The 21,025-nt window shown below is 67.0% G+C and carries 20 protein-coding genes; 12 read left to right on the top strand and 8 right to left on the bottom strand.

Annotated features, from left to right (window positions below; genetic code table 11):
• Positions 1-47 precede the first annotated feature (47 nt).
• From DI605_RS11685 to DI605_RS11670, 4 genes are read left to right on the top strand one after another with little or no spacing between them, the layout of a single operon-like run.
• A complete protein-coding gene (locus DI605_RS11685; RefSeq protein WP_293973702.1) occupies positions 48-758 on the top strand; it encodes a CoA transferase subunit A in 711 nt (236 codons plus the stop codon).
• Complete coding sequence (locus DI605_RS11680; RefSeq protein ID WP_293973700.1) at positions 758-1,657, top strand: HAD family acid phosphatase; 900 nt, start codon at positions 758-760, stop codon at positions 1,655-1,657. The genes DI605_RS11685 and DI605_RS11680 overlap by 1 nt, the downstream gene beginning before the upstream one ends.
• Positions 1,654-1,959 carry a DUF5076 domain-containing protein gene (locus DI605_RS11675; RefSeq protein WP_293973697.1) on the top strand — a complete coding sequence of 102 codons (306 nt, stop codon included), beginning with the start codon at positions 1,654-1,656 and terminating at the stop codon, positions 1,957-1,959. Before DI605_RS11680 ends, DI605_RS11675 begins: the two co-directional genes overlap by 4 nt.
• Complete coding sequence (locus DI605_RS11670) at positions 1,959-2,594, top strand: 3-oxoacid CoA-transferase subunit B (protein WP_293973694.1); 636 nt, start codon at positions 1,959-1,961, stop codon at positions 2,592-2,594. The genes DI605_RS11675 and DI605_RS11670 overlap by 1 nt, the downstream gene beginning before the upstream one ends.
• A gap of 7 nt (positions 2,595-2,601) precedes the next feature.
• Here DI605_RS11670 and DI605_RS11665 read toward each other — a convergent pair whose 3' ends face one another.
• On the bottom strand, positions 2,602-3,384 hold the full coding sequence (locus DI605_RS11665) for a hypothetical protein (protein ID WP_293973691.1): 783 nt from the start codon (positions 3,382-3,384) through the stop codon (positions 2,602-2,604).
• A gap of 89 nt (positions 3,385-3,473) precedes the next feature.
• On the opposite strand from DI605_RS11665, the gene DI605_RS11660 reads away from it, so the two are divergent.
• The 3 genes from DI605_RS11660 to DI605_RS11650 all read left to right on the top strand — a co-directional run bounded on the left by DI605_RS11660 (position 3,474) and on the right by DI605_RS11650 (position 7,716).
• Positions 3,474-3,866, top strand: a complete 393-nt coding sequence (locus DI605_RS11660; RefSeq protein ID WP_293973689.1) for a winged helix-turn-helix domain-containing protein — start codon at positions 3,474-3,476, stop codon at positions 3,864-3,866.
• A 92-nt stretch (positions 3,867-3,958) separates the two neighbouring features.
• Positions 3,959-6,313 carry a TonB-dependent receptor gene (locus tag DI605_RS11655; RefSeq protein ID WP_293973686.1) on the top strand — a complete coding sequence of 785 codons (2,355 nt, stop codon included), beginning with the start codon at positions 3,959-3,961 and terminating at the stop codon, positions 6,311-6,313.
• Positions 6,314-6,501: 188 nt separating this feature from the next.
• The gene (locus DI605_RS11650) at positions 6,502-7,716 is read left to right on the top strand and encodes a serine hydrolase (protein WP_293973683.1); all 1,215 of its coding nucleotides are present in this window, start codon (positions 6,502-6,504) and stop codon (positions 7,714-7,716) included.
• A 37-nt stretch (positions 7,717-7,753) separates the two neighbouring features.
• On the opposite strand, the gene bla is transcribed toward DI605_RS11650, so the two are convergent.
• The 3 genes from bla to tsaD form a co-directional block, all read right to left on the bottom strand.
• Entirely contained in the window at positions 7,754-8,755 is a 1,002-nt protein-coding gene (bla, locus tag DI605_RS11645; RefSeq protein WP_293973680.1) for a class A beta-lactamase, read from the bottom strand.
• Positions 8,756-8,859: 104 nt separating this feature from the next.
• On the bottom strand, positions 8,860-9,837 hold the full coding sequence (locus DI605_RS11640) for an NAD(P)H-dependent glycerol-3-phosphate dehydrogenase (RefSeq protein WP_293973677.1): 978 nt from the start codon (positions 9,835-9,837) through the stop codon (positions 8,860-8,862).
• Entirely contained in the window at positions 9,834-10,868 is a 1,035-nt protein-coding gene (gene tsaD / locus DI605_RS11635) for a tRNA (adenosine(37)-N6)-threonylcarbamoyltransferase complex transferase subunit TsaD (RefSeq protein ID WP_293974448.1), read from the bottom strand. Before tsaD ends, DI605_RS11640 begins: the two co-directional genes overlap by 4 nt.
• 397 nt (positions 10,869-11,265) lie before the next feature.
• Here tsaD and hemC point away from each other — a divergent pair, with 397 nt between their 5' ends.
• From hemC to DI605_RS11620, 3 genes are read left to right on the top strand one after another with little or no spacing between them, the layout of a single operon-like run.
• On the top strand, positions 11,266-12,183 hold the full coding sequence (hemC, locus tag DI605_RS11630) for a hydroxymethylbilane synthase (RefSeq protein WP_293973674.1): 918 nt from the start codon (positions 11,266-11,268) through the stop codon (positions 12,181-12,183).
• A gap of 11 nt (positions 12,184-12,194) precedes the next feature.
• The gene (locus DI605_RS11625) at positions 12,195-12,896 is read left to right on the top strand and encodes a uroporphyrinogen-III synthase (RefSeq protein ID WP_293973671.1); all 702 of its coding nucleotides are present in this window, start codon (positions 12,195-12,197) and stop codon (positions 12,894-12,896) included.
• Positions 12,897-12,949: 53 nt separating this feature from the next.
• Positions 12,950-13,753, top strand: coding sequence for a hypothetical protein (locus DI605_RS11620; RefSeq protein WP_293973668.1), 804 nt, complete (start codon positions 12,950-12,952; stop codon positions 13,751-13,753).
• Positions 13,754-13,756: 3 nt separating this feature from the next.
• On the opposite strand, the gene DI605_RS11615 is transcribed toward DI605_RS11620, so the two are convergent.
• From DI605_RS11615 to argJ, 3 genes are read right to left on the bottom strand one after another with little or no spacing between them, the layout of a single operon-like run.
• Positions 13,757-14,554, bottom strand: coding sequence for an inositol monophosphatase family protein (locus DI605_RS11615; RefSeq protein WP_293973665.1), 798 nt, complete (start codon positions 14,552-14,554; stop codon positions 13,757-13,759).
• Complete coding sequence (locus tag DI605_RS11610) at positions 14,551-14,973, bottom strand: GFA family protein (protein ID WP_293973662.1); 423 nt, start codon at positions 14,971-14,973, stop codon at positions 14,551-14,553. Before DI605_RS11610 ends, DI605_RS11615 begins: the two co-directional genes overlap by 4 nt.
• Complete coding sequence (gene argJ, locus DI605_RS11605; RefSeq protein ID WP_293973659.1) at positions 14,973-16,196, bottom strand: bifunctional glutamate N-acetyltransferase/amino-acid acetyltransferase ArgJ; 1,224 nt, start codon at positions 16,194-16,196, stop codon at positions 14,973-14,975. The genes DI605_RS11610 and argJ overlap by 1 nt, the downstream gene beginning before the upstream one ends.
• A gap of 85 nt (positions 16,197-16,281) precedes the next feature.
• Between argJ and DI605_RS11600 the strand changes: the two genes are divergently transcribed.
• Together DI605_RS11600 and dnaE are read left to right on the top strand one after the other, a co-directional pair.
• Positions 16,282-16,788 carry a hypothetical protein gene (locus tag DI605_RS11600; protein ID WP_293973656.1) on the top strand — a complete coding sequence of 169 codons (507 nt, stop codon included), beginning with the start codon at positions 16,282-16,284 and terminating at the stop codon, positions 16,786-16,788.
• A 60-nt stretch (positions 16,789-16,848) separates the two neighbouring features.
• On the top strand, positions 16,849-20,343 hold the full coding sequence (gene dnaE, locus DI605_RS11595; protein WP_293974446.1) for a DNA polymerase III subunit alpha: 3,495 nt from the start codon (positions 16,849-16,851) through the stop codon (positions 20,341-20,343).
• Between the two features lie 69 nt (positions 20,344-20,412).
• On the opposite strand, the gene DI605_RS11590 is transcribed toward dnaE, so the two are convergent.
• Positions 20,413-20,967 carry an ester cyclase gene (locus DI605_RS11590; RefSeq protein ID WP_293973653.1) on the bottom strand — a complete coding sequence of 185 codons (555 nt, stop codon included), beginning with the start codon at positions 20,965-20,967 and terminating at the stop codon, positions 20,413-20,415.
• Positions 20,968-21,025: the final 58 nt, after the last annotated feature.

Genomic DNA, 21,025 nt, shown 5'->3' with positions numbered 1-21,025 from the left:
CGCGCTCCTAAGCCGCCGAAATCGGCGACGCGGGAGGGGCAACCGACATGGCGAGCAAGATCTATTCCGACGCGACGGAGGCCCTTGCCGGGCTGCTGCGGGACGGGATGACCATCTGTTCGGGCGGCTTCGGCCTTTCGGGCCTGCCGGAGCGGCTGATCGACGCGATCGAGGCTTCGGGCGTCAAGGGCCTCACCGTCGTCTCCAACAATGCGGGCATCGATAATGTCGGCCTCGGCAAGCTTCTTCGCTCGCGCCAGATCGCCAAGATGATCTCGTCCTATGTGGGCGAGAACAAGGAATTCGAGCGGCAATATCTGGCGGGTGAGCTGGAGGTGGAATTCTGCCCCCAGGGGACGCTGGCCGAACGCTGCCGGGCAGGCGGCGCGGGCATTCCGGGGTTCTACACGAAGACGGGCGTCGGCACGATCGTGGCGGATGGCAAGGAAACCAAGGTCTTCGATGGCGAGACCTATGTGCTGGAGCGCGGCATCGTCGCCGATCTTTCGATCATCAAGGGCTGGAAGGCCGACGAGAGCGGCAACCTCCTGTTCCGCAAGACGGCGCGCAACTTCAACCAGCCGATGGCCACGGCTTCGAAGATGACGGTTGCCGAAGTGGAGGAAATCGTGCCGGTCGGGAGCCTGAATCCCGATTGCATCCATGTGCCCGGCATCTACGTGAAGCGCATGATCGTGGGCGCGCCCTACGACAAGAAGATCGAGTTCCGCACGACGCGTCCGCGCGAGGCGGCGTGATGCTCCGCCCGGCGCTGGCCGGCGCCGCCTGCCTGGCGCTTTCGGCCTGCGCGACGATGCCGGCCGCAAGAACGGCCGTGGAAGCGCCTCCGGCGCCTGCCGCCGTGCCGCAGGCCGTGCCCAAGGTCTTTCAGTGGCTCGGTTCGGCCGAGGCGGCGGCGATTTCCCGCCAATCTTATGGTGCGCTCTCCCGCTATGTTCTGGATCGCGTCGCGGCGCGCAAGCGGGGCGAAGCGATCGAGGGAGCCGTGCTGGCCGACGGCGCAAGCCTCGATGCGCCGCGCTGGGCGGATTGCGGTGCCAGGCCGCCGGCGATCGTGCTCGACATGGACGAGACGGCGATCCTCAACACCGGCGCCAATTATGATTCCGCGAAGCGCGGCGATCCGCCGTTCGATGCCGCGCGTTGGGATGTGTGGGAACGGGATGGGGCGGGTCTCGTCGATCCGGTTCCGGGCTCGGTCGAGGCATTGGCCTCCCTGCGCGCGGCGGGTGTGACCCCGATCTTCATCAGCAACCGGCAGACGCGTTTCGCCGAGCAGGCGGTCCGCTCTCTCGCGGCGGCGGGCCTCGGCCCCGCGACGCCCGGCGAGACGATGTTCCTGCGCGATGCGGGCGCGGGCAGCGGAAAGGATGCACGCCGCGCGGCCGTGTCCATGCGCTTCTGCGTGGTGGCGATGGCGGGCGATCAGCTCGGCGATTTCAGCGATCTCTTCAACGCAAAAGGGCTGGATCCGGTCGCCCGGCGCGCGCTGGCGGCGCAGCCGGCGGTGGCGGCGCGCTGGGGGCAGGGTTGGTTCCTGATGCCGAACCCCGCTTATGGCCCCGGCGATGCCGGAACGCTGGAGCAGGTGTTCCCCGATCATCGCTGGCCGGGGCCAGTCGGTGGCGTGCGATGAGCGTGTGGGAGCCACCGGGCCGCATCTCTCTGGAGGGCGGGGAGGATCTGGGCAAGGATTCCTCTGAGATCGCGCGCATCTGGATCAATGACGAAGGCGGCGCCAGCGTGTGGATCGCGGCGTTCCGGCTCGAGGATCCGCGCATGTTCGGCTATCTGATGGCGGATACGATCCGTCACGCGGCACGCGCCTATGCCGGCACCTGGTCGATCGGCGAGGATGCCGCGCTGCAAAAGATCGCGGAGGGCCTGAGCGAGGCGCTGCGCAGCCAGACGACCATTCAGGACGGGAGCCTCAACTGATGCCTTGGGATCGCAACCAGATGGCGGCGCGGGCCGCGCGCGAGCTTCAGGACGGTTTCTACGTCAATCTCGGCATCGGCATCCCTACGCTGGTCGCGAACAACGTGCCCGAAGGCATGACCGTGACGCTCCAGAGCGAGAATGGCATGCTGGGCATCGGGCCTTTTCCCTATGAAGGGGAAGAGGATGCCGACCTCATCAATGCGGGCAAGCAGACGATCAGCGAACTTCCCTCGTCGAGCTATTTCTCGTCGTCGGACAGCTTCGCGATGATCCGTGGCGGACACATCGATCTCACCGTGCTGGGCGCGATGGAAGTGGCCGAGAATGGCGACATCGCCAATTGGATGATTCCGGGCAAGATGGTGAAGGGCATGGGCGGCGCGATGGATCTCGTCGCCGGCGTGAAGAAGATCATCGTCGTGATGGAGCATACCTCCAAGGACGGAAGCCCCAAATTCATCCCCAAATGCACGCTGCCGCTGACGGGCACGAACGTGGTGGACATGATCGTGACCGATCTGTGCGTGTTCCAGCGCCCCGATCACCGGAGCCCGTTCAAGCTGATCGAACTGGCGCCGGGCGTGACGCCGGAAGAGATCGCCGCCAAGACGACGGCGCACTATATCTCCTGAGGCCCACTCAGGGCGCGGGCGGTGCACCGGGAAAGGGCGGGAAGGCGAGGGGTGCGATATCGGCCCCAGGCGATCCTGCCGTGACGAAGCCATAGATGGCGAGCCCCGGCGGGCTGAACGCGATCAGATCGATCGCGACCTGCATCGCCACGATCGTGCCGGCGCCCCACCACCAGGCGGGATGGACGCGGCCGGCGGCGCGCAGATCGCGGATCATGCCCGCCAGCGGGAAGAGGATGATGACGGCGAACACCCCCCATCCGGCATAGGGGATCAGCAGCGGCATCGGCAGCAGCCGCCCCACGCCTGGCCCGAGCAGGATCGTCATGCCACAGAAGGCCAGCCGCCTGTGCCACTGGGTCTTCCGGCGCAGCGCGATCGCGCCCGCCGTCAGGCCTGCGAAGACCAGCACCGTCATCGGATCCATGATGAGGAAATAGAGCGGCTGGAAGAAGAAGGGGACATGGCCCGCCCGGACCAGAACGACCGTGACCCAGCTTCCCATCACGATCATGGCCGGCATCCAGGCGACCGAAAGCCAGCCGAGTTTCCTGTGAATGTCTCGATAGCCCGTTCCCACCAGAATGTTCTGGAGTAGATACAGCATCGTCCAGCCGAAGAAGATGAGCGCGTGGAGATGGACCCTGAGGGGGGATGCGAAGGATGATCGGCCGAACGCGAACTGCACGGAGAAGCCGAGCACCAGCACAGCCGTCATGATGATCGCGCTGATGAAGAAGAAGCGTTCGTCCTTCCCGATGCGCGACGGCTTTGTCGCAAGCGTTGCCACGGTCAATCCCTCCCCAGTCCAAACCCAATCCAATGATGCCATATCCCGGCGCGCGATCAAATACGGGCCGCCGCGAAAGGAGGTTGCAGATGAAAATCGGATCCCTGCTGGTTAAGCTGCGGCTTCTTTGCGGCGATCGTTTCGCCATGGGGCCGGGCAAGGCCGATCTGCTGGCCGCGATCGATCGGGAGCATTCGATATCCGGTGCCGCGCGCGCGATGGACATGAGCTATCGCCGTGCGTGGTTGCTCGTCGATGAGATGAACCGCTGCTTCGTCGATCCGGTGGTGGAAACGCTGGCGGGCGGTGGCCGCGAACGCGGCGCGCGGCTCACGCCTGCAGGCCGGCGCGCCATCGATGCCTATCGCGCGCTGGAGGCCGCCTCCGCCGCCCTGGCCGAAAGCCCGCCCTGCCGCGAACTGGCGGCGATGCTCCGCGATACGCCCGTTCCACCTGCGAGAGAGGCGGTGCCCGAAGCCTGAATCCCGTTCGCCCGGGCGGAGTATCTCGGCGCGGATCATCTCTATATATCAATGAATATAGAGATTCGGCGATATGCCGAGGGGGGTATTCAATGACATCGGCCGCTACCGCGCTCGCCGCGATCCTTATGGCATCCGCGCTGGCGGGAGAGGTGCATGCGGAGCCGGCGGCTGCGCCTGCGCCTGAAGCATCCTCCGGGCTGGCCGGCCTGCCCGAGGTGGTGGTGACGGCCCGGCGCCGGACGGAGGACGCGCAGCATGTGCCCGCGGCGCTTTCCGTGGTGGGAAGCGAACTGATCGAGCGCAGCTATACGGTGAACACGCAAGGGCTCAGCCTGCTCGCGCCCAGCCTGAACTACAGTTCGGCCAATCCCCGCAACACGGCCTTCACGATCCGAGGCCTCGGCTCCAGCGTGGTGGCGGTCAGCCAGGCCAATGACGGGCTGGAGCCGGGCGTCGGCTTCTATGTCGATCAGGTCTATCATGCGCGCCCGGCGACGGCCGCGTTCGACTTTTCGGACATCGAGCAGATCGAGGTGTTGCGCGGTCCGCAGGGAACGCTGTTCGGCAAGAACACCACCGCCGGCGCGATCAACATCACGACGAAGGCGCCGAGCTTCACGCCTGAAGGATCGGCCGAGCTTTCGCTGGGCAATTACCGTTTCGTGCAGGTGCGCGCCTCGGCCTCCGCGCCGATCGTGGAGGACAAGCTCGCCATCCGCCTTTCCGCCCTTTCGACACGGCGCGACGGCGTGATCCGCAATGTGAAAGGCGGTGATCACAATGGCATCGGCAATCAGGCGGTGCGCGGGCAATTGCTGTTCACCCCGACCGAGACGTTCAAGCTGCGCCTGATCGGGGATTATACGGGCTTTTCCAGCAATTGCTGCACGCAGGTCTATTTGCGCGTCGGCCAGAGCCAGCGATCGGCCGCCCGTCAGTATCCGGCACTGGCCGCCGGTATCGGCTACACGCCGCCCAGCACGGATCCCTATGATCGCGTGACCGATATCGACGCACAGCTGGATGTCTCCACCAGCGAGGGTGGCGTCACCGCGATAGCCGACTGGGATATGGGCGGGGCCACGATCACCTCCGTCTCCGGATGGCGTTTCTGGGACTGGGATGCAGCGAACGACCGTGACTACACCGGCATTCCGATCCAGCTGACGCAGCACATCCCTTCGCTCCAGCACCAGTTCAGCCAGGAAGTGCGCGTCGCCTCGAACGGTGATGGCCCGATCTCGTATGTCGCCGGCCTCTATTATTTCCAGCAGAGCCTGCGGGGCCATCCGATCAGCATTTACGGGCCATCCGCCACCTATTGGCTGCTCGGCCCGGCCAGCCAGTATCCGCAGAACCTGCTGGATGGATATGGCACGGACGGCACCACCGATTTCCGTTCGAAAAGCTATGCCGCGTTCGGCGAGGTGAACTGGCGCATCCTGTCGCGACTGACGGCCACGGGGGGGCTGCGTTACACCTATGAGCGCAAGCGCGGCACCTATGACACGTTCGTCTTCGGCGGATTGTCCACCACGAACACGACGCTGGCCAACGCCAAGCTCTCGATCCTGCGGCCGCAAAGCTATGCCGCGCGGGACAATGACGGCAGCCTCTCGGGGCGGGCGAACCTGAGCTATCAGCTGACCGACGATATCATGGCCTATGGAAGCTTCGCGCGCGGCTTCAAATCGGGCGGGATCAACATGTCTGGCCTCGCGCTGACCTCTGCCAACCAGCCGGCCCTTTCCACCGCCGTCGTGCGGCCGGAGAAGAACACCACCTGGGAAGCGGGGATCAAGACGCGCCTGTTCGATCGGCGGCTGATCCTGAATGCGGATGCCTATTATACGCGGGTCACCGATTTCCAGGCGACGATCGTGGACAGCAGCCAGACGGTGGCGCTGCGCGGCTATCTCTCCAACATTCCCGGGGTGGTGGTGAAGGGGATCGAGGCGGACGCCACCGCACTCGTGACGCACACGCTCTCGCTGCGCGCCGCGCTGGAATATGCGCATGGCCGCTATGCCGATTATCCCGCCGGGCCGTGTCCTCTGGAATATCAGACGTCGGCAACGGCGGCCTGCAATCTCACCGGCCGGCGCCTTTCCGGCCTGCCGACCTGGGTGGGCACGCTCGGCGGCGACTGGACGCCGCCGGTGCCGGGTGGTGCCATCGTGCTTCATGCCGATAGCGCGTGGCGCAGCGGCTATTATGGCGATCCGTCGCTCTCCCGCTACACCTTCATCCACGGTTATAATGTCACCAACGGCAGCCTCGGCTTCCGTTCCGACAAGGGCTGGGAGGTCGCGCTCTTCGCACGCAATCTGTTCGCGTCGCACTACATCCAGAATCTGACGATCCAGGCCGGCAATTCGGGCCTGATCCTCGGCACGCCCAGCGATCCGCGCACTTATGGCATGACATTCCGCATCAGGACCTGAACTCCCTTCGCGCGTGCCGGCCTAAACGCCTCGTCGCACCACATGCGCGGCGAAGCGTTGCGGCTTTCGTTGACGCGGGCGGGCCTGTCCGCGACATCTGGCCGTGACAACAAGACCAGAGTTTCGTGACGCCACCTTCCCCAAAAATCCCCCGCAGCCGCCGCGCTTTCTGGCGCGAGCCACTGGTGATGCGCAGCCTGATCGCGCTGCTTTTGCTGGTCGTGCTCGTCGAGATCATCGTGCTCGCGCGCCACAATTTCACGCCGGCCAGGCAGGGGCAGCGCATCGCCGCGCGCGCCGAGCGAAAGCTGGGTGCCGGGCCGATGGATCCCAGGCACGGCCGCATCGATTTCGATCGCGTGGAGGCGCGGGCGGAGACCCTCATGCGCCGGCGCGACATGATCGGCATGGGGATTGCCGTGGTCGAGGATGGCCAGTTGGCCTTCGTGAAGGGCTATGGCGAAACCAAGGCCGATAGCGGCGACAAGGTGCTACCGACCACGCTCTTCCGCTGGGCTTCGGTGTCAAAGGGCGTGGCGGCAACGATGACGGCCCTGCTGGATCAGCGGGGCAAGCTTTCGCTCGACGATCCCGTCGCGAAATGGTCCTCGTCGATCCGCCTCCCCAAGGGCAATGAGAATGTCGCGACGCTGGCGGACGCGCTCTCCCACCGCCTGGGCATCGTCAAGAATGCCTATGATGATCGGCTGGAAGACAATGTCGATCCGGCGGAGATCCGCCGCTCGTTCGAGCCGCTTTATCCGATGTGCCCGCCCGGCACGTGCTTCGGCTATCAGAATGTCGGCTATGATCTGGTCCACGAGGCGATCGAGAAGGCGACGGGCAAGACGTACGATCAGGCCGCCCATGATCTGATCTTCGGGCCGCTCGGCATGACGAGCGCGAATACCACGCGCGAGGGGCTGATTACCGCCAAGAGCTGGGCGCAGCCGCACAATGGCCGCCGCACGCTTCCTGTCGAGGAAGCCTATTATCGCGTGCCGGCGGCGGGCGGCATGAACAGTTCGATCATCGATCTGGGCATCTGGATGCGCGCGCAGATGGGCGGGGCGCCCAACGTGCTCAATCAGCGCCTGCTGTTCACGCTGCACGTGCCGCGCGTCTATACGCCGCACGGATCGGCGCCCTACGATCGGATCCAGAAGCTCAACAGTTACGGACTGGGCTTCCGCCAGACCGATTATGAGGGGCATCAGCTTGTCGGCCATCGCGGCGCCGTGAGCGGCTATCGATCGATGATCCTGTTCGATCCGGCCGAGAAGGTGGGCGTCGCGATCCTGTGGAATTCCCAGTCTGTGAAGCCCACCGGCATGGCGCTGGAGATACTCGACCAATATTATCGCCGGCCGCAGCATGACTGGATGGAGATCGAGCGCCCCTGAACCGGCGGCTCTCCGGGGCGATGCCGGCGCCGTCAGTTCATCTGGCGGGCGAGGGCGGGAGGATCAGGAAGCCATCGTAAAGCAGCCGCCCGACATCCGCGAGCATCCGGTTGCGCGCGGCGGCATCGGCGATGCCATAGGCGAACAGCGCGACGACGAGGTGGTGGCCGTTGGGGAGCGTCAGCACGCCGACATCGTTGGATATGCCAGCGAGCGTGCCCGTCTTGTGCGCCCATGGCGTATCGGGCGGGAGCAGGGCGATCACCCTGGGCTTGCCCGTCTTGCAGCGGGCCATGATCTCGAACAGCAGCCTGGTATGATCGGGCGAGAGCAGCTTGCCCTGATGGAGCCTGGCGAGAAGAGTGGCCATGGCGAGCGGGGTGGAACTGTCGCGCGGATCGGCGTCGAAGGCGGGATTGGGCGGCCACACTTCGGTATCCGTCTTCCATGGCTCGACCGGTTCGAAGCGGGCGAGGGATTGTGCCTCGTTCAGGCCCGGCGTCATCGGCTTGTTGCCATCGTCCAGGATCAGGCGGGCGATGCTGCGATCCGCGCGCTGCCCCTCGATGCCCGAAGCCTTGAGCCAGTCGGTTACGGCCTGCGGCCCGCCGACAGCCCCGATCAGCATGTCGGCGGCGGTGTTGTCGCTCACCGTCAGCATCAGTTCGAGAAGGTTTAGCGCCGAGAGCGCGACGCCGGGGTGCGGCAGCGTTTCCGTAATCCCCTCGGATCGGGCACGCATCGTCTCGTCGAGGGTGAACATCTCGTCGAGCCGGTGGCGCCCCTGTTCCACCTGGTGGAGAAAGGCGGCGGCAACGGCGATCTTGACGGTGCTCGCCATCGGGAAGCGGGCGTCACCCTCGATCGAAAGCGTGGCGCCACTCTCCAGATCGATAGCCGCGACGCCCAGGTGGCCGGGGGTGGCGGGTGCGAACCGGGTGACGGCCCGCCGCAGCCCCTCGGTCTGCGAGGGAGCCGGGCGCGACAGGGCCGGACTCGCGGCAACAAGGCAAAGCGCGATCAGGCGCAGGCAGCGCATTTTCATTTCCCCCCAAGAATGGCGGGAATCTGGCACGCGGCGGCCTCTATCGCAATGCTTGGCCGGCCGATCCCATCCACCGACCGGACACGCACGGGCGCCGATCAGCCCTCGCTTCGGAGCGGCCGCGCCAGCAGCGCCTCGATCGCCTCGGCGACGGTCCAGTCTCCGGCGAGCAGGGAGGCAACCGCCTCCGCGATCGGCATGTCCGCGCCCGCCGCGCGGGCGGCCCGCACCAGCACGGGCGCGGTGAACGCCCCTTCCGCCACCGTGCGCCGATCGGACATAAGGGACGCCACGCTTTCGCCCCGGCCTATGCCAAGGCCGAGCGAAAAATTGCGCGACTGTTCGGACGAGCAGGTGAGCACCAGATCGCCAAGACCCGCCAGGCCGGCCAAGGTTTCCGCGCGGGCGCCACGGGCGAGGCCGAAGCGCGTCATTTCCGCGAAGCCGCGCGCGATCAGCGCCGCGCGCGCATTGCGGCCCAGTGCCGCACCTTCGACGATCCCGCAGGCGATGGCGAGCACGTTCTTCACCGCACCGCCAATCTCCGCGCCGATCACGTCGGTCGATCGATAGGGGCGGAAGGAGGGCAGGGCGATGCGTTCCGACAGCCGCCGTCCGAGCCCTTCGTCCGCGCAGGCAAGCGTCACCGCTGTGGGAAGGCCAGATGCGACCTCCGCCGCGAAGGTCGGCCCGGAAAGGGCGGCAAGCGGCGCATCCGGGCAGGCATCGGCGGCCGCTTCGGACATCAGCGCCATCGTGCCGGCCTCTATCCCCTTGGCGCAGAGCAGCAACGGCGTGGAGTCAACCGGCGCGGCACGCAGGATCACGCGCATATGCTGGGCGGGCGTCACCACGAGCAGCGCATCGCACGCCGCCAGATCGGCGATATGCGCGGTGGCGCGGATGGCGGGCGAAAGCGGTACGCCGGCAAGGAAGGCGCTGTTCTCTCGCACCTCGTTAATCGCGGCGGCCACTTCGGGCTCGAACGCCCAGAGCGTGACGGGGCCGTTCTGCGCCGCCACCTGCGCCAGCGCCGTGCCCCACGCACCCGCTCCGATCACGCCGATATGCTTCATGCCTTCACTCCGGCGCCGCGTGCCTTTTCGGCGGATGGATCCAGCGGCCAGCGCGCGCGCGCCGCCACATCGAGGGGATCGTCCCAGCCCAACGCATGACGCTCGATCCCGGCCCAGGCGATCATCGCCGCATTATCCGTGCAGAGCCAGCCGGGCGGCGCGATGAAAGGCAGGCCGTGATCGACTGCCAGCCGCTCCAGCGCGGCGCGGATCGCGCTGTTGGCGGCGACGCCCCCGGCGACGACCAGCGCGGTGGGCGCCTCCATCCGTCGCAGGCCCCGTGCCGTCCTGTCGATCAGGCAATCGATCACGGCCTGCGTGAAGGAGGCGGCGATATCTTCCGGCCGATACAGGCCCGCGTCGCGCGCGCGCAGGACGGCGCTCTTGAGGCCCGCGAAGGAGAAATGCGGCTCCTGCGAACCGAGCAGGGGGCGGGGCAGGGGCACGGCGAACGGATCGCCCAGCAGCGCGGCCTTTTCCACCGCCGGGCCGCCGGGAAAACCGAGGCCGAGCAGCTTGGCCGTCTTGTCGAAGGCCTCGCCGGCGGCGTCGTCGATCGTGGTGGCGAGCCGCCGGTAATCGCCTGGCCCGCGCACCTCGAGCAACTGGCAATGGCCGCCCGAGACGAGCAGCAGCGCATAGGGAAAGGCCAGATCCGGATCGGCCAGGCGTGGCGAGAGGGCGTGCCCTTCCAGATGATTGATCGCGATCAGCGGCTTGCCCGTCGCCAGTGCCAGCGCCTTGCCGGTGACAAGGCCCACCATCACGCCGCCGATCAGGCCCGGCCCGGCCGTGGCGGCGATCGCATTCACATCGGCCAGGCGCAGGCCGGCATCGTCCAGCGCGCCTTCCACCAGCGGGATGAGCCGCTCGACATGCGCGCGCGCGGCAATCTCGGGTACGACCCCGCCATAGGGGCGATGCGCGTCTTCCTGCGTTGCCAACCTGTGGGACAGAACCTTGCGGCTGCCGTCGACAAGCGCCGCCGCCGTTTCATCGCAGGAGGATTCGAGGCCGAGAACCAGCATGATGGCGGCGCATAGAGCCTGATCGCCGGCCGGGGAAGCTTTGCGGGAGATGCCGCTCCGCCGAATAGTCATGCTCCGTTACATTCGTTTACTCGGAGGTTTCGGCCGCCCGCGCTATCGGCGCCCCAGCGGCGGGGCATCCCCCCAACACCCGCCCCGCCGCAACGAGGTATGTTTCAGTGTCCGATGTTCGGAACGGTCCGGCGAGGCCCAACATGCTCCCCTTCGCGCTCTGCGGCGGGTTCGGCATGTGGCTTCTCGAAATCGCCGTCCGCCATCTGATCTGAATCCGATCGCAGGATCGGAACTTATGGTCGGGGGCTTTGCATCTCCCACCCCGCGGAGTCCCCGGCCAACCCTCCACTTCCGCGCGAGCCTGTGAAGCCCTAAGGGCTTGCGCATGTTTCCGCTCCGTCTCGGCACCCGTGGTTCCCCGCTTGCACTGACGCAGGCCAATATGGTCGCGGGCGCGCTTCGCGCCGTGCACGGCTGGGATGAGCAGGCGATCGAGATCGTCGCCATCCGCACCAGCGGGGATCGCATCCAGGATCGGGCGCTGGCGGACGTCGGCGGCAAGGCGCTGTGGACCAAGGAACTCGATCGGGCGCTGTTCGCGGGCGAGATCGATTTCGCCGTCCATTCGATGAAGGATGTCGAGACGATCCGGCCGGATGGCATCGTCATCGCGGCGATGCTGCCCCGGGCCGATGTGCGCGATCGGCTGATCGGCGCCGAGACGGTCGCGTCGCTCGGACAGGGCGCGCGGATCGGCACATCGTCGCCGCGCCGCGCCGCGCAACTCCGCCGGCTGCGCCCCGATCTTTCGATCACGCTGTTTCGCGGCAATGTCGATACGCGCCTGCGCAAGCTGGCGGAGGGTGAGGCGGATGCGACCTTGCTGGCCGCCGCCGGGCTCGATCGGCTCGGCCGCGCCGATATCGGCCATGCCATCCCGATCGAGACGATGCTGCCCGCGCCGGCGCAGGGCGCGGTGGGAATCGAGACTTTGGCGGCGAACGCCGAAACGCGGCGCCTGCTCGCCGCGATCGATCATGCGGAGACGCATCGCTGCGTCGCCGTAGAGCGCGCTTTCCTCGCTGCGCTGGGCGCCGATTGCCGCTCGCCCGTCGCGGCGCTCGCGGTGGAGGAGGAGGCGGGCGCCATTCATCTGCGTGCCGAACTGTTGGGCGAGCAGGGGGAAATGCACGTCGCGGGCGAAGCGCGATTCGCATCCGACGATCAGGCCGCGCCGGGGGCGCTCGGCCGCGATCTGCTCGCCCGCGCCGCGCCGGCGTTGCGCGCGCTCTTCGCCGGCTGATGCGCTTCCTCGTGCTCCGTCCGCAGCCGGGCGCGAGCGCTACGGCGGCAAGGATCGCGGCGCTGGGCCACGAAGCGATCGTGGCGCCCCTGTTCGCGATCGAGCCGGTTGCGTGGGACGTGCCGGATCCCGGAGAGCATGACGCGATCATTCTGACGAGCGCCAATGCCGTGCGACATGCGGGGCCTGCGCTGGCGGAGCTGGCGGCGCTTCCGGTCCATGCGGTTGGCACGGCGACGGCCGCCGCGGCTATGGAGGCGGGGCTTTCTGTGGTGGCTACCGGCCATTCGGATGGCGCGGAGCTGCTCGAGCGGGCGGCGACAGGCGGGGTTCGGAAGGCGTTGCATTTGGCGGGAGCGGATCATCGCGCGATCGCGCGCGACGATATCGGGCTGCGCCGGATCATCGTCTATCGGTCGGAGCCTGTGGGCGAGCTTCCGGCCGAAGCGCGAGAGGCGCTTTCTGAAGCCGGGGCCGTCGTCCTGCTCCATTCACCGAGAGCTGCCGGGCAGTTCCGGACATTGCTGGTCGAGGCGGGCCTGTCGCCGGGGCATGTCGCGCTCGCCGGGATCAGCGCGCAGACGTTGCACGCGGCGGGAGAGGGGTGGGCCGCCACCGCACTCGCCGCGCGGCCTACGGACGATGCCCTGCTGGCGGCGGCGGCCCGGCTGTGCGAAACAGGCGCGGGGATGCGAGGCGACGCAGGGGTGTGATGGACGCAAGCGACTATTCCGGGATGCCGCGGCGGAGAGCGTTGTGGCCGATCATGCTGTTCCTGCTGGCCTTTCTGGGCGGCGGCGTCGCCATGGGTTATGCCGTCCGCCATTGGGACAGGCTGGCCGTTCTCGTGAAGCCCGCGCCCACCGCCATCGCGCCGGCGAAGGTTGCGGAGGCTCCGGCGCCGGCCCTCAGCCCCCGGGTGGTGACGGATCCCGAGATCGTCGAGCGCGTGGAAGCGCTGGACGGGCGGATCGCCGCGATCGACAGTCAGGCGCGCGAGGCGAGCGGCAATGCCGATCGCGCGGAAGCCTTGCTCGTCGCCTTCGCGGCGCGCCGGATGATCGATCGAGGCCAGCCGCTCGGCTATCTGGAAACGATGCTGCGCAACCATTTCGGCGGCGTCGATCCGCAGGCCGTGGCCATGACGATCGCGTCCGCCCAGCGCCCCGTCACGCTTTCGGGCCTGCAGGACGGTTTTGCGCGGATCGAGCCTTCACTGGTCGCCAAGCCGCCGCGAGAAAGCTGGTGGAACGGCTTCCGGCGCGAGATGAGCTCGCTGTTCGTCGTGCGCCGCGCGGACGCCCCCTCCGCTTTGCCGGGTGATCGCCGCGATCGCGCGCGCCGCGCGCTGGAACAGGGGCAGGTGGATGTCGCGCTGGGCGAGGTCACACGGCTTCCCGGCGCGGCGAACGCCAAGGACTGGATCGCCTCCGCGCGGCGCTATGTGCTCGCACACAATGCGCTCGACCGGATCGAGACGGCCGCCCTGCTGGCGCCGCCACCCGTGCCTGCGCCCGCGGTGCCGGCCGCTGCGGCCGAGCCTGCACCCGCATCGACGCCGAAACCCTGAGTTTCAGGGCAGCAGGATCGCGCGCACCTCGTCCCACAGTTGCGGCGTCGCGGCGGCGATCAGGCCGAAACCGGGTTCGGCAAGACGATAGGGCGAGCCATCGAAGCGCGCGATACGCCCACCGGCCTCGGCCAGCATCAGGGCGCCGGGCGCATGATCCCAGGGAAAAGCGCGCCAGAACAAGGCCGCGTCATTCTGCCCCAGCAATATACGCGGATATTGCTCGCCGGCGCAGCGCGGCACGGGCACGTTGATGAGCCTGCCGGGGATGCGCGTCTCTATCTCGCCGCGCACATCGGCGGGCAGAAATTGCGTCGCGAGCGCAGCCACGGGGAGAGGACCACCGGTGGGGTGGGTCTCGATCCGCGCGCCATCCACGAAGGCGCCGCCGCCCCGGACGGCATGGAGCAGTCGATTGGTGACCGGATCGAGTATCCAGCCTGCCTGCGCCTCGCCATCCGCGATGAGCGCGATCATGATCGCGAAAGGCGTGATGCCGTCAGCATAATTGTTCGTGCCGTCGATCGGATCGACGATCCACGCCAGGCCTTCGCCGATCCCGTCCAGCAGGCTGGCATCGGCCGCGACCGCTTCCTCCCCGATCATCCGCGCCTCGGGCAGGATCCGCGCGAGCCCTTCGCCCAGCCTGCGTTCCGATTCACGATCGGCGACCGTCACGAAATCGCCCGGCGCCTTCTCGATCACCTCGTGCGATGCGAGCGAGCGGAACGAGGGCATGACGACCTCCGCCGCGACCGTCCGCATCAGGGCCGCAACCGGCTCTATCAACTTCGCACTCATGCCATCGGCTCCGAATCGCGGCGGAACCGGGCGTAACGGGGCAGGGCATCGCCCGCATCCGCCCATCCGATCCGGCTTTCATAGAAAATGTGGAAGGCGGGCGGCACCCGATCCGGCTCATCGAGCGTGGCGATGCTGAATTCCAGCGTATCGGGCGAACCATGATCCTGCATCAGCAGCGGGGTTCCGCAGGCCGTGCAGAATTCCCTGTGGCCGAAACTGCTGGATGCGAAGCGGCCGATACGGTCGCCCCCTTGCTCGAGATGATAATCCGCGACGGGAATGGTGGCGAAGGCCATGGCCGGGCTGCCCGAATTGAGCTGGCAGATGCGACAATGGCACCAGCCCGCCCCATGGGGCTCCGACAGCAGGCGAAACCGTACGGCGCCGCAGGCGCAGCCACCCGCCAGCCCGGCCATCAGCTGCGATAATCCGCGTTGATCGAGATGTAGCCGTGCGTGAGATCGCAGGTCCAAATGATCGCGCGCCCTTCGCCCAGGCCGAGATGGACGCCGATCTCGATCTCCCGCCCCTTCAGGTGGGCGGCCACGGGCGCCTCGTCATAGCCCTCCACGGCGAGCCCGCCCTCCGCGACCTGCGTCGCGCCGAAGCGGATGGCGAGGCGATCGCGCTCGGCCGGCTCGCCGGCCTTGCCGACCGCCATCACAACGCGGCCCCAATTGGCATCTTCGCCGGCGATGGCGGTCTTCACGAGCGGCGAATTCGCGATCGACATGGCGATGCGGTGCGCGCTTTCATCGGACGTGGCACCCTCCACCTCGATCGCGATGAACTTGCTGGCCCCCTCGCCATCGCGGACGACGAGATGGGCAAGCTGGCGGCACAGATCGGAAAGGGCGGCCTCGAACGCATCCGCGCCCGGATCCGAAATATCCGAGAGCCGGGCATTGCCGGCCCGGCCGGTCGCGAAGGCCAGCACGGTATCGGAAGTGGACGTGTCCCCATCCACCGTGATGCAGGAGAAGGTGTGCGCATTCGCCGCCTCCATCATCCGCTGGAGCAGCGGCGCCTCGATCGCGGCATCGGTGAAGAGAAAGCCCAGCATCGTCGCCATGTCCGGCGCGATCATGCCGGAGCCCTTGATGATGCCGACCAGCGTGATCGTCTTTCCGTCGACCACGGCTGTCGTCACCGCCGCCTTGGGGAAGGTGTCCGTGGTTGAAATGGCTTGCGCCGCCTCCTCCCAGGTCGCTTCCGGCGCGATCAGCGCGGCATCGATCCCTGCTTCGGCCCTGTCGATCGGCAGCGGCACGCCGATCACGCCTGTGGACGAGATGAACACGTCGGAAGGCTTGCACCCCGTGGCGCCCGCCACCCGCGCGGCGATCGCTTCCACGGCGGCCCTTCCGCGATTGCCGGTGAAGGCGTTCGAATTGCCGGCATTCACCACCAGCGCGCGCGCCTGCCCCAGCACCAGCGCCTGACGGCACCATTCCACCTCGGGCGAGGGGCATTTGCTCTTCGTCGTCACTCCTGCCACCACCGTGCCGGCATCGAGCGCGACATAGGTGAGGTCGGCACGATCCCACGCCTTGTAGCCGGCGCGCGACACGGCGATGCGGACGCCGTCGATCGGGGGAAGATCGGGGAAGGGAAGGGCGAGAGGCGAGATGGCGGTCATGGATGCCCGCTTACACCGCTCAGCCGCCCTGTGAACCCGGATCGCGGCCTGTTTGCGCGGATCGGGGCGATCGAAGGGGGAATTGATGGATCTGCTGCGCTTCGCTCCGTTCTTCATTGCCTATGCCGTCGCGGCCCTGCTGAGCATCCGTGCCACGGATCGGGCGCCGTCGCCGGGGGCCAGGCGGCTGTGGCGGACCGTAGCTTTTCTGCTCGCGCTGCTGCTGATCGAGAAGGCGCTGGAACAGACGATGCTGTTCGAGATCACGCGACTCGCGATCAGCGAGGGCTGGTATCCCTACCGGCGGCAGATCCAGGCGGCGCTCGTCGTTGCCCTCTTCGTGCTCGGGCTGGCGACGGTCGCCTCCCTCTGGCGTACGCGCGCCGTGGGCGGCGGCGATGCGCGTCGCGCGCTGGCTCTCGCGCTGGCACTGCTGGCCTTCGCCAGCATCCGCGCGGTTTCGCTCCACGTGATCGATTCGATCCTCGCGCTCCGGCTGGGGCCTGTGCTGCTGCGCCATGTCGTCGAACTGCTTCTCGTCGGGTCCATCTGCCTGCTGGCGCTGAGGACGGGCCGCGCGGACGAACGATAAGCGTGGATAACTGGCCTTCGCCTGCTCGCATCGGGCGGGGCCTTGGCCTATGTTCCGGAAATGGCCGTTCATCCCTTCGTGCCGCTCCGCATCCTGTCCGCCTTCACGATGCTGGAAGGCGCCATCGATCCGAAGGCGATCGCCGCGCGGGCCAAGGCGCTCGGCTTTCCTGCCGCCGCGATCACGGATCGCAACGGCCTTTATGGCGCGATGCCGTTCGGCGATGCGGCCAAGAAAGCGGGTATACAGCCGATCATCGGCGCGATGCTCGCCGTGGCGCGGCCGGGCACGCCGGAAGGCAAGCCGCCGATCATCGACTGGCTGGCCCTCTATGCGCAGGACATGACCGGCTACGACAATCTTTGCGCGCTCGTCTCGGCCGCGCATCTGGATCGGCCGGCCCATGAGGATGCGCACGTCACCTTCGATCGGCTGGAGCGCGGCGCGGAAGGGCTGATCGCGCTCACCGCGGGCGGAGAAGGTGCGCTTGCCCGTCTTTATGCCGACGAACAGGCCGATGCTGCGGCCCGCTATCTCGATCGGCTGGAGGCGTTGTTTCCCGAGCGGCTCTATATCGAGCTGTCCCGACGGGGCGACGCGACCGAGGAGGCGGCCGAGGAGGCGCTGATCGACGCCGCCTATGCGCGCGACCTTCCCCTCGTCGCTACCAATCCCGCATCCTATGCGGAGCCGGATTTTCACGACGCGCACGATGCGATGCTGTGCATCGCCGGCTCGGCCTATGTGGATTCGAACGATCGCACGCGATCCTCGCCCGAAGCCTGGATCAAGCCGGCGGTGGCAATGAACGCGCTGTTCGCGGACATACCCGAAGCGCTGGCCAATACTCTGGTCGTCGCCCAGCGCTGCGCCGTCGCGGCGCCCTCGCGCAAGCCGATCCTGCCCAGCCTCGCCGGCAATCGCGAGGCGGAGGCGGAAATGCTGCGCGAGGATGCGCGCAAGGGCCTGGAAGCGCGCCTTTCGCGCAAGACGCTGACGGATGAGGAGCGCGCATCCTATTTCGCCCGGCTGAAATTCGAGACGGACGTCATCGTCCAGATGGGATTTCCGGGCTATTTCCTGATCGTCGCCGATTTCATCAAATGGGCGAAAGATCGCGATATTCCGGTAGGCCCCGGCCGTGGATCGGGCGCGGGATCAGTCGTCGCCTGGGCGCTGACGATTACCGATCTCGATCCGCTCGAACTGGGCCTGCTGTTCGAACGCTTCCTCAATCCCGAGCGCGTCTCGATGCCGGATTTCGACATCGATTTCTGCGAAACGCGGCGTGGCGAGGTGATCCAGTACGTCCAGCAGAAATATGGGCGGGGCCAGGTCGCGCAGATCATCACGTTCGGGCGCCTGAAGGCGCGTGCCGTGCTGAAGGATACGGGTCGTGTGCTCCAGATGAGCTATGGCCAGGTCGATCGTCTGGCGAAGCTCGTCCCCAATCATCCCACCGATCCCTGGACCTTGCCGCGTGCTCTTAACGGTGTGTCTGAACTGGCGAAGGAGGTGGAGAGCGACGATCAGGTGAAGCGCCTGTTCGATCTCGCCTGCCAGCTGGAGGGCCTGCCGCGCCACAGCTCCACCCATGCTGCCGGCGTGGTGATCGGGGATCGCCCGCTCGATCAGCTCGTGCCGCTCTATCGCGATCCGCGCTCGGACATGCCCGTCACCCAGCTCGACATGAAATATGTCGAAGCGGCGGGCCTCGTGAAATTCGACTTTCTCGGCCTGAAGACGCTGTCCGTTTTGCAGAAGGCCGTGCAGTTTCTGGCCCAGCGCGGCGTGACGGTGGATCTGGGTGCGCTGAGCGTGGACGATCCGGATGTCTACGCCCTGCTCCAGCGCGGCGACACGGTGGGCGTGTTCCAGCTGGAATCGGAGGGCATGCGCCGCACGCTGGCAGCCGTTCGCCCCACCAATTTCGGCGACATCATCGCGCTCGTGTCGCTCTATCGGCCCGGCCCGATGGACAATATCCCGATGTTCGGGGATCGGAAGAATGGCCGCGCCGAGATCGAATATCCGCACCCCCTGCTGGAAGGCATCCTGAAGGAGACGTACGGGATCTTCGTCTATCAGGAGCAGGTGATGCAGGCGGCGCAGATCCTCGCCGGCTATTCGCTGGGCGACGCCGATCTGCTGCGCCGTGCGATGGGCAAGAAGATCAAGGCCGAGATGGATGCCCAGCGCAGCCGCTTCGTGGAAGGCTGTGCGAGGAACGAGATTCTGTCCGACAAGGCCAACGAATTGTTCGACTTGATCGACAAGTTCGCCGGCTATGGCTTCAACAAGAGCCATGCGGCAGCCTATGCCCTCCTGGCCTATCAGACCGCGTGGCTGAAAGCGCATCACAAGCCGGAATTCTTCGCTGCTTCAATGTGTTACGACATGGCGTTGACGGACAAACTCAACATCTGGGTCGATGATGCGCGGCGCTCCGGGATCGAGCTTTTCGGGCCGGGCATCAACGAGGCGGAGGCTGAATTCGCCGTGGAGGATGGCGCGGTGCGCTATGCGCTCGGCGCGCTCAAGGGCGTGGGCGAGAAAGCGATGGAGCAGCTCGTCGAGGAGCGCCGCGCGCGGGGCGCGTTCAAGAGTCTCGACGATTTCGCAGAGCGGATCGATCCGCGTCTGCTCAACCGCCGCCAGCTGGAGGCTCTCGCCGCCGCCGGTGCGTTCGATGCGCTGGAAAAGGATCGCGCGGGCGTGTTCGCCGCCGCCGAGACGATCCTCGCAGAAGCGGCCAAGGCGCATGAACAGCGCGAGACGGGGCAGGGCGGCCTTTTCGGTGGCCCCTCCGAGGCGGCGCATGCGCATATCCGCCTTGGCACGGGCGCGCGCTGGACGGTCGCGGAGCGGATGGGGGCCGAAAAGGAATCCTTCGGCTTCTATTTCTCCGCCCACCCCACGGATCGATTCCGCCACATGGCGCAGGGCGAGGGCGCTCGCCCTTATGCGCAGGTGATCACGATGAACGTCTCCTCGGAGCCGGAGCGTGACGATCGCGGTCGCCCGATCGCGCGCGCTACCGCCAAGCTGGCCGCGCTCGTCGAGGATGCGCGCTGGCGCACCTCCGCGCGGGGCAATCGCTGGCTGCTCGCCACCTGTTCCGATCAGACCGGTCAGTTCATGGTCAGCGTGTTCGACGAACCCGTGGCGCTGGAGATGGAGGCCGCCGCCAAGGCGGGCGATTGCCTGCTCCTGACGGTAGAGCTTGATCGCCGGCCGGGCGAAGAGACACCCCGCCTCACGGCGCGCTCGACGCGTCCGCTCGACACCCTCGTGGGCAGCGCGCGCCTGCGGATGGAGGTGGAACTGGCGGACGCGTCAGCACCCGCCGCGCTCGCGGGCCTGTTCACGGAAGCGCGGGACGGACGGAGCGAGATCGATCTGATCGCCGTGGTCGAGGGGCAGGAGATCCGTATCCGCATCGGCCGCAATTATCGCGTCGATGCCGAACTGGCGGCGCGGATCGAGCATATGCCCGGGATCGCAGCCGTACGACTGGCGCCGCTGGAGCCGCCGAGACTGGCACTGGTGAGCTGAGCGATAATCACCGGACGAATGGAATCTGGTCCAGCAAGATGTTATAGAAAACAGATTGTTATACGGTATTCATGAAGCATAATCTGATCTAGGTGGTTGGGCCGATCGCAGGGCGAGCAGGCCAAGCTGCTCCATCATGTCGAGATCATCGCGCGTTGCATAATGTTCGACGATCAGCCCGTTCGCGAAGCGCCACCAGTGGATATGCTGGACGACGAAGGATCGGCCGGTGGGCGGCACGCCGACCAGCTTGCCGCCTTCGACGGGGATCCGCCCCACGCCCTTGTGCGTGCCGCTGACCCGGTTGCGCGACACGACGACATCTCCCGTCGCGGTGATCTCCACGAGATCGTGCCGATAATCCGGAAACATGGTCCGCAGATCCGTCAGCACACGCGACAGCCCCGTACGCCCGACAATCCTGCCATGATTTTTCGTGTCCGGCGCGAAGGACAGTGTGGCCTGCGCGAGGTCTCCCCGGTTGAGCGCATCGTAATAGAGCCTCAGAGCTTCGACATTGGCCCGCGCAAGGGCGCTTGGCTCGATGGTTTCCGGCGCTCCGTCGGGTGGCGGCACCGTGCCATCCCGCGCGAGAGCCCGGCTTCCCAGCGGAAGGGCAGCCATCAGACCGATCAGCCACCGACGGGATGGCCCTGTACGGAATATGCTCGAACGGGACGGC

This window comes from Sphingomonas sp. (assembly GCF_003248515.1).
In the GTDB taxonomy this organism is placed as follows: Bacteria; Pseudomonadota; Alphaproteobacteria; order Sphingomonadales; family Sphingomonadaceae; genus Sphingomonas_I.
The sequence above is the reverse complement of the archived record's forward strand: the minus strand, read 5'-3'. Positions and strand labels throughout refer to the sequence as shown.

Coding starts and splice junctions, on each gene's coding strand:
- dnaE (WP_293974446.1), top strand. CDS start 16,849: ATGGCCGTTCATCCCTTCGTGCCGCTCCGCATCCTGTCCGCCTTCACG.
- DI605_RS11600 (WP_293973656.1), top strand. CDS start 16,282: ATGGATCTGCTGCGCTTCGCTCCGTTCTTCATTGCCTATGCCGTCGCG.
- DI605_RS11660 (WP_293973689.1), top strand. CDS start 3,474: ATGAAAATCGGATCCCTGCTGGTTAAGCTGCGGCTTCTTTGCGGCGAT.
- bla (WP_293973680.1), bottom strand. CDS start 8,755: ATGCGCTGCCTGCGCCTGATCGCGCTTTGCCTTGTTGCCGCGAGTCCG.
- DI605_RS11640 (WP_293973677.1), bottom strand. CDS start 9,837: ATGAAGCATATCGGCGTGATCGGAGCGGGTGCGTGGGGCACGGCGCTG.
- DI605_RS11620 (WP_293973668.1), top strand. CDS start 12,950: ATGCTGTTCCTGCTGGCCTTTCTGGGCGGCGGCGTCGCCATGGGTTAT.
- DI605_RS11615 (WP_293973665.1), bottom strand. CDS start 14,554: ATGAGTGCGAAGTTGATAGAGCCGGTTGCGGCCCTGATGCGGACGGTC.
- DI605_RS11680 (WP_293973700.1), top strand. CDS start 758: ATGCTCCGCCCGGCGCTGGCCGGCGCCGCCTGCCTGGCGCTTTCGGCC.
- DI605_RS11655 (WP_293973686.1), top strand. CDS start 3,959: ATGACATCGGCCGCTACCGCGCTCGCCGCGATCCTTATGGCATCCGCG.
- DI605_RS11685 (WP_293973702.1), top strand. CDS start 48: ATGGCGAGCAAGATCTATTCCGACGCGACGGAGGCCCTTGCCGGGCTG.
- DI605_RS11675 (WP_293973697.1), top strand. CDS start 1,654: ATGAGCGTGTGGGAGCCACCGGGCCGCATCTCTCTGGAGGGCGGGGAG.
- DI605_RS11610 (WP_293973662.1), bottom strand. CDS start 14,973: ATGGCCGGGCTGGCGGGTGGCTGCGCCTGCGGCGCCGTACGGTTTCGC.
- DI605_RS11670 (WP_293973694.1), top strand. CDS start 1,959: ATGCCTTGGGATCGCAACCAGATGGCGGCGCGGGCCGCGCGCGAGCTT.
- DI605_RS11590 (WP_293973653.1), bottom strand. CDS start 20,967: ATGGCTGCCCTTCCGCTGGGAAGCCGGGCTCTCGCGCGGGATGGCACG.
- hemC (WP_293973674.1), top strand. CDS start 11,266: ATGTTTCCGCTCCGTCTCGGCACCCGTGGTTCCCCGCTTGCACTGACG.
- DI605_RS11650 (WP_293973683.1), top strand. CDS start 6,502: ATGCGCAGCCTGATCGCGCTGCTTTTGCTGGTCGTGCTCGTCGAGATC.
- argJ (WP_293973659.1), bottom strand. CDS start 16,196: ATGACCGCCATCTCGCCTCTCGCCCTTCCCTTCCCCGATCTTCCCCCG.